The 11,339-nt window shown below is 63.0% G+C and carries 8 protein-coding genes; 7 read left to right on the forward strand and 1 reads right to left on the reverse strand.

The features are described from left to right. The first annotated feature begins 120 nt into the window (after positions 1-120). The 6 genes from NKI54_RS09280 to msuE all read left to right on the forward strand — a co-directional run bounded on the left by NKI54_RS09280 (position 121) and on the right by msuE (position 9,013). The gene (locus NKI54_RS09280) at positions 121-729 is read left to right on the forward strand and encodes a TetR/AcrR family transcriptional regulator (protein WP_352542219.1); all 609 of its coding nucleotides are present in this window, start codon (positions 121-123) and stop codon (positions 727-729) included. A 62-nt stretch (positions 730-791) separates the two neighbouring features. Next, the gene (locus NKI54_RS09285) at positions 792-1,940 is read left to right on the forward strand and encodes an efflux RND transporter periplasmic adaptor subunit (protein ID WP_352691267.1); all 1,149 of its coding nucleotides are present in this window, start codon (positions 792-794) and stop codon (positions 1,938-1,940) included. Positions 1,941-2,149: 209 nt separating this feature from the next. Further along, positions 2,150-5,284, forward strand: a complete 3,135-nt coding sequence (locus NKI54_RS09290; RefSeq protein ID WP_352691269.1) for an efflux RND transporter permease subunit — start codon at positions 2,150-2,152, stop codon at positions 5,282-5,284. 70 nt (positions 5,285-5,354) lie between these two features. Next, positions 5,355-6,848 carry an aldehyde dehydrogenase family protein gene (locus NKI54_RS09295; RefSeq protein ID WP_352691271.1) on the forward strand — a complete coding sequence of 498 codons (1,494 nt, stop codon included), beginning with the start codon at positions 5,355-5,357 and terminating at the stop codon, positions 6,846-6,848. A 133-nt stretch (positions 6,849-6,981) separates the two neighbouring features. Continuing rightward, positions 6,982-8,337: an LLM class flavin-dependent oxidoreductase gene (locus NKI54_RS09300; RefSeq protein ID WP_352691274.1), complete on the forward strand. Its 1,356-nt coding sequence runs from the start codon at positions 6,982-6,984 to the stop codon at positions 8,335-8,337. Positions 8,338-8,452: 115 nt separating this feature from the next. Then, positions 8,453-9,013 (forward strand): FMN reductase, encoded by a 561-nt coding sequence (msuE, locus tag NKI54_RS09305; protein ID WP_352455213.1) that lies wholly within the window; start codon positions 8,453-8,455, stop codon positions 9,011-9,013. 147 nt (positions 9,014-9,160) lie between these two features. On the opposite strand, the gene NKI54_RS09310 is transcribed toward msuE, so the two are convergent. After that, the gene (locus NKI54_RS09310; protein WP_352691277.1) at positions 9,161-10,870 is read right to left on the reverse strand and encodes a trimethylamine N-oxide permease; all 1,710 of its coding nucleotides are present in this window, start codon (positions 10,868-10,870) and stop codon (positions 9,161-9,163) included. Between the two features lie 282 nt (positions 10,871-11,152). On the opposite strand from NKI54_RS09310, the gene NKI54_RS09315 reads away from it, so the two are divergent. Then, positions 11,153-11,339: hypothetical protein (locus tag NKI54_RS09315; protein ID WP_352691280.1), on the forward strand; the 187-nt coding region annotated here is incomplete at its 3' end.

Below are 11,339 nucleotides of genomic sequence, written 5' to 3' on the forward strand. Positions count from 1 at the left end.
CTCCGTCCAGGGATGTCACCATCTGTCATCAGTAGCCAAAATCGTGCCTTGACAGGTGATGGTTTTCAATTTACGAGTGACGAAATTCTAAATTCGTCAGTCGTAAATTTGGCCAACGAGATGCTTGAAACCCTAGACACCACCGCCGATTCCGCCCGCCAGGAAAATGTCACACGCATCCTGGATTGCGCGGAGCGGTTGTTTCGCCACTACGGCTACGGCAAGACCAACGTCGCCGACATAGCGCGCGAACTCGGCATGTCGACCGCCAACATCTACCGCTTCTTCGCCTCCAAGGTGGAAATCCATCAGGCGGTTTGCGGCCGTATGCTCGAGACCTGCTACCGGTTGAGCTACGAAGCCTGCCATGGTTCCGGCACCGCCAGCGAGAAGCTCCGCCGCTATGTGCATACGCACTATCAGTGGACGCTCGAGACCATGATCGACCAGGAGAAGGTGCACGAGATGGTCATCGTCGCCATCGAGCGCGACTGGCATGTCATCGAAAAGCACATCGACCGCATCCACGACCTGGTCGCTGACGTGATCCGCGAGGGCATCGCCACCGGCGAGTTCGTCGATCAGGATCCGGTAGTCGCTTCCCGGTGTTTCGGTGCTGCCATTATCAGCCTCTCTCATCCACAGATGATGGCCCAGTGCCTCGCCAAGAAGAACCGGGCGACGCCGGACGAGCTTACCGAGTTTGCCATCAGAGCCTTGAAGAAATGACCGTTGCCGCCCGTCGGGCGGCGATGTCGGCAATTCATCTCCACAGTTCGGGAGTACGAAAAGTGTCTTTGTCCAAGTCCATCACCTACAGGCGACCGGCCGCCGGCCTGGCACTGATTATCGTTGCCGCTCTCGGCCTCGCCGGCTGCTCGCAGGAGAAAGCCGAGGTCAAGGAGATCATCCGCCCGGTCAAGGTGGTCGAGATCGCCAAGGCGAGCGATACCCGTCAGCTTTCCTATTCCGGATCGGTGCGCGCCCGCACCGAGATGAATCTCGGCTTTCGCATCAACGGCAAGATCACCGAGCGCCTTGTCGACATCGGTGACCGCGTCAAGCCGGGCGACGTTCTCGCCCGCATCGATCTCACCGACTACGAGCTTTCGGTGAGAAGCTCTCAGGCCAGCCTCGATGCTGCCGACCGTCAGGTCGAGACAGTCGAGCTTACGCGCAAGCGGGCCGAACAGCTCTACGCCAAGAATTTCGCGCCGAAGTCGCAGCTCGAGCAGGCGACGCTCGCCTATAATCAGGCGGTCGCCACGCGAGACTCCGCCCGCTCGCAGCTTGCCCAGGCACAGAACCAGGTCCGCTATACCGATCTCAAGGCGGACAAGAACGGCATTGTCACCGCCGTTGCCGCCGATGTCGGCCAGGTGGTCGGCTCCGGCACGCCGGTGGTGACCGTTGCCATCGACGGCGAGAAGGAAGTCCTGATCGCTGTTCCGGAAACCGATATCGCCGAATTCAAGCCGGGCAAGACCGTCAAGGCTGGCTTCTGGTCCGATGAGGCGCTGACGCTCGACGGCAAGGTCCGCGAAGTCGCCGGCAGCGCCGATCCGCAGTCGCGCACCTTTGCCGTTCGCGTCAGCCTGCCCAACGATCCTCGCGTGCTGCTAGGCATGACCGCCTCCATCGAAGCCGCGGCGGACAACCGGCAGCAACTGGTGTCGATCCCGCTGGCCGCGTTGGCGCAAAAGGACAGCCAATCGATCGTCTGGACAGTCGACCGCAACGGCGGGACCGTCCATGCGCATCCGGTCAAGGTCGCCGCCTTCACCCCCGACGGCGTCAGTGTCGCCGATGGGCTGAAGCCGGGTGACGTCGTCGTCGCCGCCGGCACGCAGTTCATGACCGAGAATCTGAAAGTCAAGCTGACCGGTGATGCAGCGCAACAGTCGGCGTCGGCCGATGACGCTGCAAGGCGCTTGCGCTGACGGCCAGGCAATTCACGGTTTCCGGGCGGCAGGCGCCCCCGATTTTCGAGATCTCAGGTCGATGTAACCCCCACGTCGATCCTCGCGTCCCACCGCGATGTAGATCTCTCAACTCGGAAAGCCACGCCGCCCGGAAGCCCACATCGGAAGTTCCTTGGGCATGCGAAAGCGCGTGCTCGGTTGATCAAAATTGAAACGGACTGACGCCGATGACCATCGACACCAATGAAAAGCGGTCTTTCAATCTTTCGCGCTGGGCAATCGGCCATCCGAGCATTGCCCGCTTCCTGTTCGGGCTGATCATCGTTGCCGGTGCGCTCGGCCTGATGCGCATGGGCCAAAAGGAAGACCCCGATTTCACCTTCCGCGTCATGGTCGTCCAGGCGATCTGGCCAGGCTCCTCGATCAAGGAGATGGAGGACCAGGTCGTCAACAAGATCGAGCGCAAGCTGCAGGAAACGCCGCACCTCGATTTCGTTCGCTCCTACACCCGCGCCGGCAGCGCCATCATCACCTTGCAGGTCAAGGGCGACACCAATCCGGCGCAGGTCGCCGATGCTTTCTATCAGGTGCGCAAGAAGGTCGGCGATATCGCCAATGAGCTGCCGCAGGGGCTGCTTGGGCCTTACTTCAATGACGAATTCGGCGACACCTTCATCACCCTGCATTCGATCAGCGGCGACGGCTACAGCTATCCCGAGCTGAAGAAATTCGCCATACAGGCGCGTGACATGCTGCTGACGACGCCCGGTGTCGAGAAGGCCGTGATCATCGGCGACCAGCCGGAAAAACTCTACATCGACGTTTCATCCAAGGCGCTTGCCGAACGTGGCCTGACGTTGACCGACCTGCAGAATGCGATCCGAGGCCAGAACAATGTCGATCCGGCAGGTTCGGTCGACACCGGCCAGCGTTCGGTGCGCATTTCGGTCGAGGGCGATGTCACCAGGGCGGCTGACATCCGCGAGCTTCGCCTGCGCGCCGGCAACCAGGTGACGCGCCTCGGCGACATCGCCACCGTGACCTCGGGCCTCGAGGATCCGTACCAGCGCAAGTACCGTTTCAACGGACACGACAGCGTCCAGCTCGGCGTCGTCATGGCCAAGGGCTTCAACGTCACCGACGTCGGCAAGGACGTCGAAGCGACCTACAAGCGCTTCGAAGAGGCGCTGCCCTATGGCGTTTCGGTCGATCAGATTTCCGACCAGCCGCATGTCGTGAAGGAGGCTGTGAGCGAGTTCATGGAAGCGCTCGGCGAAGCGCTGCTGATCGTGCTTTTCGTATCGTTCCTGTCGATCGGCTGGCGCTCGGGCCTGGTGATCGCGATCGTCATTCCGCTGGTCCTGGCCGCCACGTTCGCCATCATGTACGAGCTCGGCATCGACCTGCAGCGCATTTCGCTCGGCGCGCTGATCATCGCTCTTGGGCTCTTGGTCGACGACGCGATGATCGTCGTCGAAATGATGGAGCGAAAACTAGAGGAAGGCTTGGTCAAGGTCGAGGCGGCGAGCTTCGCCTACTCCTCGACCGCTTTCCCGATGCTGACCGGCACGCTGATCACGACGGCCGGCTTCATTCCCGTCGGGTTCGCTGCCTCGACCGCCGGCGAATATGTGCGCACCCTTTTTTACGTCGTCGGCATCGCGCTGATCGTGTCCTGGTTCGCGGCGGTCTATTTCACGCCATGGCTCGGCCACATGATCCTGAAGCAGCGCAAGCACGCCGGCAACCATCACGATGTCTTCGACACGCGCTTCTACCGCCGTCTTCGCTCGACCGTTGCATGGGCCGTGCGCCATCGCATCATCGTGCTGGTGATGACGCTGATGACGTTTGCCACCAGCCTGTGGGCGTTCCAGTTCATCCCGCAGAATTTCTTCCCGCAATCGTCGCGCCCGGAAATCCTTGTCGACCTCTGGCTGCCGGAAGGCACCAGCATCAAGGAAGTCGAGACGCAGGCCAAGGCGCTCGAAGCCAGGATGATGGACGACAAGGACAAGCGCTTCATCGCCACCTATGTCGGCGAAGGCGCGCCGCGCTTCTTCCTGCCGCTCGACCAGCAGCTTCGCAACCCGAACTTCGCCCAGCTTCTGGTGATGGCCAATGACGAACCGGCCCGCGAGCGGCTGATCGTCAAGCTGCGCACCATCCTGGCCAATGATTTCCCGTCGATCCGCGCCAAGGTCGACCGCCTGTTCCTTGGTCCGCCGACCGGCTGGCCGGTGCAGATGCGCGTCATGGGTCCGGATCGCCAGGAGGTGCGCCGCATCGCCGACGAGGTGAAGGCGAAGTTCCAGGCGAATCCGCTGCTCGGCGCCATCCACGACGACTGGCTGGAGCCGGTGCCGGCGATGAAGCTGGTGATCGACCAGGATCGTGCCCGTGCGCTCGGCGTCACCTCGCAGCGCATCCGGCAGATACTGCAGGCAACCATGTCGGGAGCGCCGCTCGATGATTTCCGCGACGGCGAGGAGACGGTTTCGATCGTCGCCCGCGAACCGGAGGCAAGCCGTCACCTGCTGTCGGCGGTCGATTCCGTCTACATCCCGACCGATTTCGGTGGCTCCGTGCCGCTGTCGCAGGTCGCCAAGGTGGTCCCGGTGCTGGAGCAAGGCGTCGAATGGCGGCGCGACCGCTTGCCGACCATCACCGTACGCGCCACGCTGCCGGACGGCGTGCAGCCGAACGATGTCGCCATGAAGATGTACAGCGAGATGCAGGGCCTGCGCGCCAGCCTCGCCCCCGGCTATAAGATCGAGATCCAGGGCGGTGCCGAGGATGCGGCCGAAAGCCAGGCCTCGATTGCGGCGAAAGCTCCAGTCATGCTTGCCGTCATCGTCGTGCTGCTGATGATCCAGCTGCAGCATTTCGGCAAGGCCATGCTGGTGCTGGCGACCGGTCCGCTCGGCATCATCGGCGCGGCGGCGGCACTTTTGATCAGCGGCGCGCCGTTCGGCTTCGTCGCCATCCTCGGTGTCATCGCCCTGCTCGGCATCATCATGCGCAACTCGATCATCCTGGTCGATCAGATCGATCAGGACATCGCCGCCGGCGTAGAGCGTTCCGAGGCCATCATCGGCTCGGCGGTGCGCCGGTTCCGGCCGATCGTGCTGACGGCGCTGACGGCGGTGCTGGCGCTGATCCCGATCTCGCGCGGCGTCTTCTGGGGGCCGCTCGCCTACGCCATGATGGGCGGCATTCTCGTCGCCACGGTGCTGACCATCCTTGTCCTGCCGGCAGCCTATGCGCTGTTCTTCGGCAGGGAGCCCAAGAAGGTGGTGGAGCAGCCGGCCGAGACGGAAGAAAAGAACGAAAGGCCGCAACTGGCCCTGGCGGCCGAATAGAGCTGTTGGCAAATGTGACCTCCGGCGGTTTAATACGCCCACCAGGCGTAGGCGCCGGAGGAGGACAGTCATGACCATAGCTCAGACAAAGGCACCGCTGCGGCTGCCGATCGACGGGCGCCATCGCCGGATGCTCATCGGCGGCGGCTGGGTCGATGCCCGCTCCGGCCGGACCACGGAGAGCCGCAATCCCGCCACCGGCGCGGTCATCGCCACGGTGCCGCGCGCCGACCGCCAGGACATCGACTTGGCGGTGACTGCTGCGCGCAAGGCGTTCGAGGGCCCGTGGAGCCGGTTCAAGCCTTATGAGCGGCAGGTGCTGCTGCTGAGGATCGCCGACCTCTTCGAAAAGCACTGGGAAGAGATCAGCCGCTCCGACACCACCGACATGGGCATGCCGATCATACGCACCCGCGCCAATCGCAACCGCGTCATCGGCATGCTGCGCTACTATGCCGGCATGGCGACGGCGCTGCACGGCGAGATGATTGACAACTCGCTGCCCGGCGAAATCGTCTCTTTCACCCGCAAGGAGCCGGTCGGCGTCGTCGGCGCCATCATTCCCTGGAACGCGCCAACGGCGGCGTCGATCTGGAAGATCGGCCCGGCGCTGGCGACCGGCTGCACCATCGTGCTGAAACCATCGGAAGAGGCGCCGCTGACGCCGCTTTTGATCGCCGACATCATGAATGAGGCCGGCGTTCCGGAAGGCGTCGTCAACATCGTCACCGGCACCGGCACCGAGGCAGGTGCCGCACTCGCCGAGCATATGGGCGTCGACAAGATCGTCTTCACCGGCTCGACGGCGACCGGCCAGTCGATCGTGCGGGCCTCGGCCGGCAACCTCAAGCGCGTCTCGCTGGAGCTCGGCGGCAAGTCGCCGGTCATCGTGTGCGCCGATGCCGATCTCGACAAGGCGGTGCCGGTGGCGGCGATGTCGGTGTTCGCCAATTCCGGCCAGATCTGCATCGCCGGCTCGCGCCTTTTCGTCGAACGCGCCGTCCATGACGAGTTCGTCGAGCGGCTCGCGGCATACGCCAAGGGTCTCAGGGTCGGCGACGGCATCGACCCGGCGACCGAGATCGGTCCGCTCGTCTCCGAAAAGCAGCTGCAACGGGTCACCGGTTACCTCGAGGCCGGCACCGCGGAAGGGGCGAAACTCGTCACCGGAGGCACCCGGCTTGTGGAAGGCGCGCTTGCCGCTGGCAATTTCGTCGCGCCGACCGTCTTTGCCGGGGTCTCGGACGACATGAAGATCGCCCGTGAGGAGATATTCGGGCCGGTGATTTCAGCCTTGCCGTTCGATACGCTGGACGAGGCGGTCGAGCGGGCCAACAACACGCCTTACGGCCTGGCTGCAGGGGTCTTCACCCAAAATCTCGCCACCGCCCACCAGCTGTCGCGAAAGATCCGCGCCGGCTCGGTCTGGGTCAATACCTATCACGCCATCGATCCGGCCGTGCCCTTCGGCGGCTACAAGATGAGCGGCTATGGCCGCGAGGGCGGCGCCGAGCACCTCGCCGAGTATCTCAACACCAAGGGCGTGTTCATCAAGATCGATTGATCGGTCCGCCGCCCGCACAAAAAATGCTCCCCGACGCCGGTTTTGCAAAACACAATTCCTTCCCATGGCCGCAAAGCCATCCCATGCTCGAGCAATTGGAGCGTTACGCTCGTCGTCATCGGTGCGTTTTTCCATGGCAGAAAATCGACAATTGCGGCTTGGCGCTTTCATGCGGCCCATCAGCCTTCATACCGGCGCCTGGCGCTACCCGGGCGCCTATCCCGACGCCAACTTCAATTTCGCGCATCTCAAGCACTTCGCGCAAAGGCTGGAAGCGGCGAAGTTCGACGCCTTCTTCATGGCCGACCACCTGGCCGTGCTCAACATGCCGATCGAGGCGCTGCGGCGCAGCCACACGGTCACGTCCTTCGAGCCGTTCACGCTGTTGTCGGCGCTTGCCGCCGTCACCGATCGTATCGGGCTGATCGCAACCGCCTCGACGACGTTCGACGCGCCGTACCACATCGCCCGTCGTTTCGCCTCTCTCGACCATATCAGCGGCGGGCGCGCCGGCTGGAATATCGTCACCACATCCAATCCCGACGCCGCGCTGAATTTCGGCCTCGACGAGCATGTCGAGCACGACGAGCGTTATCGCCGGGCGCGGGAGTTTTACGATGTCGTCACTGGCCTGTGGGACAGTTTTGCCGACGATGCCTTCATCCGCGACACCGAAAGCGGGCTCTATTTCGATCCGGCGAAGCTGCATGTGCTCGACCATAAGGGCGAATATCTTTCGGTGCGGGGACCGCTCAATATCGCGCGGCCGGTGCAGGGCTGGCCGGTCATCGTTCAGGCCGGCGCTTCGGAGGCCGGACGACAACTCGCGGCGGAAACGGCCGAGGTGATCTTCGCCGCCCATGCCGATCTCGCCTCGGGGCAGCGCTTCTTTGCCGACGTCAAGAAACGTGCGCAAAAACTTGGCCGGTCGCGCGACGACATCAAGATCCTGCCCGGCGCCTTCGTCATTGTCGGCGAGACCGTCGAGGAGGCGCAGACGAAGCGGGCCAAGCTCGACAGCCTCGTCTACTACGAGAGCGGCGTCGCCTCGCTGTCGATCGCGCTCGGCCACGACGCGTCGCGGTTCGATCCGGATTCAGTCTTGCCCGAAATCCCGGAAAGCAACGCCAGCAAGAGCGGCCGCGAGCGCGTCATCGAACTGGCGCGCAAGGAAAACCTGACCGTCAGGCAGCTTGCGCAGCGGCTGGGCGGCTATTCCGGTCTTGCCTTCGTCGGCACTTCGAAAACCATCGCCGACGAGATGGAGGAATGGCTGGTCACCGAAGGCTCGGACGGGTTCAACGTCATGTTCCCCTATCTTCCCGCCGGATTGGATGATTTCGTCGAGAAAATCGTGCCCGAATTGCAGTGGCGCGGCATTTTCAGGAGCGAATACGAAGGATCGACCCTGCGCGAAAATCTTGGCCTGAAGCGGCGGCCAAACCGGTTCTTCCAACCTGAGACGGCAGCGATCCGCAAAGCTGGTTAGAACCGGTAATGATTTTAGACCATGGCAAGCATCCGTTCTTTTCGTTCGGCCCGAATGTCCATAGGGTCATGAGCAGCGGGCTGGCAGCCCGAAATCATCGCGAGGGCTTTCCATCATGACCAATCCGGCCGTTGTCGGTTTCTCAGGCAATTTCACCCGGCCGTCCAAGACGCGCGGCTTCGTCGATCGTATCGTGAACGAGGTAGCCGGCAGGTATGGCCTGGCCGCCAGCACGCATGACGTCGTCGACCTCGGCCCCAGCCTCGGTGGCGCCAAATGGGCGCGTGAACTGGATGCGCAAGCGGGCGATATCCTCAAGCGCGTCGTCGCGGCGGACGTGCTCGTCGTCGGCTCGCCCACCTACAAGGGCAGCTATACCGGCCTGTTCAAGCACTTCTTCGATCTTGTCGACCCAACGGCGCTCAGGGGCAAGCCGGTGGTGCTGCTGGCGACCGGCGGCGGGGACCGGCATGCGCTGATCATCGAGCACCAGCTGAGACCGCTGTTCGGCTTCTTCGAGGCCTTTACGCTGCCGACCGCGATCTACGCTTCGGACAGGGATTTCATCGACGGCGTGCTTGCGTCCGAGACGATCCAGGCGCGCGTCGGACAGGTGCTCGAGGATATCGGCGCAGCGCTTGGCGGTCGCTCCCGCGCTGGCACCGCTGCCGAATAGCCCCTAAGAAGAAAAACCCGCCTCGGCGGCGGGTCTCGAGGCGAATCAGCACCATACCAAGTTTAGTAGCATAGCTGCGGGCACAAAGCAAGAACAAAATGCAGGGATCGAGCGCGCCTTGCGCGCCCGATCCCTCAAGGCAAGCCGTCAGATGACGAACAGCCAGTTGGCGAGCAGCATCACCGCGACGCCGGCGACCAGCGTCAGATAGGGCAGCATCCCGGCCTTTTTCACCGCAAGGTCGGACGAGCTCATGCCGAGATCGGCCAGCATGTGGTCGGGGAATTTGCCCTTGTCCTGGATGTAATGCCGGAAGCAGAACACCGGGATGATCAAGGCTGCCGTGATCAGCCCGGCCCACAATGCCATCGGGTTCCACACCTTGGCGCCGGCGCCCATGAAGACCGCGTTGACGTAGGCAAAGATGGCGCCGAGGCCGAGCACCCAGCTCGGTGCCTTCCATGGCCGCGCGATGTGGCCATTGTCGATGCGGTGGATCCAGCCGGCATTGAGGTTAAGGAAGTTGAAGATGATGTAGCCGCAATTCGACACGGCGAGGATGAAGAAGAAGCTCGTCGCGTCGGCCGAGGCGATGGCCAGCACGATCAGGTTGAAGATCAGGTCGGTCCACATCGCCCGCGTCGGGGCGCCGTGCTCGTTGACATGGCTGAGATAGCGCGGCAGCCAGCCGTCGACCGAACCTTGATAGAGCGTGCGCGAGGAGCCGGCCATCGCCGTCATGATGCAGAGCACCAGGGCCAGGATCATCAGCATCACCAGCAGGCTGTGGATCAGCTGTCCGCCGCCGACCATGCCGGCCAGCGCATCGGCAACGCCGGAGCCATCGACGATCGGCGTCGCCAGCATGCCGTTCAAGCCGAGCACGCCCTGGAAGGTGAACGGCACCAGGATGAACAGCAGCATACACAGCAGGCCGGAATAGAAGATCGCCTTGAAGGTATCGGTGCCCGGGTTCTTGAACTCGGAGGTGTAGCAGACGGCGGTCTCGAAGCCGTAGGTCGACCATGCCGCGATGAACATGCCGCCGAGCACCAGCGTCCAGCCGGCGATGTTCCACGCGCCGGGCTCCGGCGCATAGGCTGCGGCGAGCGGCACCAGCGGCGAAAAATTTGCCCAGTTGATCTGGCCGGTGACGATCGGCACCACGCCGACGATGAGCATCGGGATGATGACCAGCAGGCCGATATATTTCTGCACGTTGGCCGTGCCCAGGATGCCGCGATGCTGAATCGAGAAGATGATCAGCATCAGCACCGCGCCGATGAAGAAGGTTGCGTTGAAGGTGAAGGAAACCGGGCCAAGCGTGTGACCGTAGAGCGTCCAGTTGCGGATCGCCGGCGTCGCCGCCGCGGTGACCGCGGTGATGGCGTCAGCGGCGCTGGTTCCGGCATGGGCCGCAATATAGGCGGCGACTTCCGGCGAAGTGTCGGTGAACAGCGGCACCGGCGCCAGTGCGTTGAGGATATAGGCGGCGGCGATCGAGCAGCCGAGCGACAGCACCGGCGACCAGGCGAACCAGTTGCACCACACCGAAAGCGGCGCGATGAATTTCGAATAGCGCAGCCATGCGGTGGCGCCGTAGACCGAGGCGCCGCCGGATTTGTTCGGGAACAGCCCGGCGATCTCCGCATAGGTGAAGGACTGCAGGAAGCCCATGACCATGGATACGGCCCAGATCAGGAAGGCCAGTGTTCCGGTGGTGCCGGCGATGCCGCCGATCGAAAACAGGACAAGGGCCGGAACGCCGCTTGCCACCCAGAAGGCGCCGCGCCAATCGATGTTCCGGTGCAGCTGCCCTTCGGCAGGCGGCACCAAGGTGGTGACTATCGTGCTCATTTACGTGGATTCCCCATTTTTGATGTTCCCCATCGGCAACAGCCGCAATCTCGCGAGGCGTCATCGACGCTCACGTTGAACGGCTCAGGCGTTTTCCGCTCAGTAGTATTTTTTTCTTAGCAGTGAAGATTGACCCAACGGGCTTTCACGTCAAGCGCTTTGTGACGCTGTGCACATTGCGCTTGTGAAACAGTCGAGCTTCGCTGGCGCTGCCAACGGGTGCGGTCTTTCCTTCTCCCCTTGTGGGAGAAGGTGGCCGAGCGAAGCTCGGTCGGATGAGGGGTGTTCCAGCTTGGCAAAACCCCACTTCGTCCAGCACCCCTCAACCGTCTTGGCGCTGCGCGCCAATCCACCTTCTCCCACAAGGAGACCTTTGCACAGAAGCCGATTGGTGATTCTGTGATGATGGTCGAAGCAGGGAGATTCGGGATGGCGGATCGTGTTCTGGGTCAGTTGAGTCTGGCGGACG

Source organism: Mesorhizobium sp. M0663, from assembly GCF_040320585.1.
In the GTDB taxonomy this organism is placed as follows: domain Bacteria; phylum Pseudomonadota; class Alphaproteobacteria; order Rhizobiales; family Rhizobiaceae; genus Mesorhizobium.

Excerpts from the sequence above, each read along its gene's own strand:
- NKI54_RS09290 (WP_352691269.1), top strand. The coding sequence starts at position 2,150 with ATGACCATCGACACCAATGAAAAGCGGTCTTTCAATCTTTCGCGCTGG.
- NKI54_RS09300 (WP_352691274.1), top strand. The coding sequence starts at position 6,982 with ATGGCAGAAAATCGACAATTGCGGCTTGGCGCTTTCATGCGGCCCATC.
- msuE (WP_352455213.1), top strand. The coding sequence starts at position 8,453 with ATGACCAATCCGGCCGTTGTCGGTTTCTCAGGCAATTTCACCCGGCCG.
- NKI54_RS09295 (WP_352691271.1), top strand. The coding sequence starts at position 5,355 with ATGACCATAGCTCAGACAAAGGCACCGCTGCGGCTGCCGATCGACGGG.
- NKI54_RS09310 (WP_352691277.1), bottom strand. The coding sequence starts at position 10,870 with ATGAGCACGATAGTCACCACCTTGGTGCCGCCTGCCGAAGGGCAGCTG.
- NKI54_RS09280 (WP_352542219.1), top strand. The coding sequence starts at position 121 with ATGCTTGAAACCCTAGACACCACCGCCGATTCCGCCCGCCAGGAAAAT.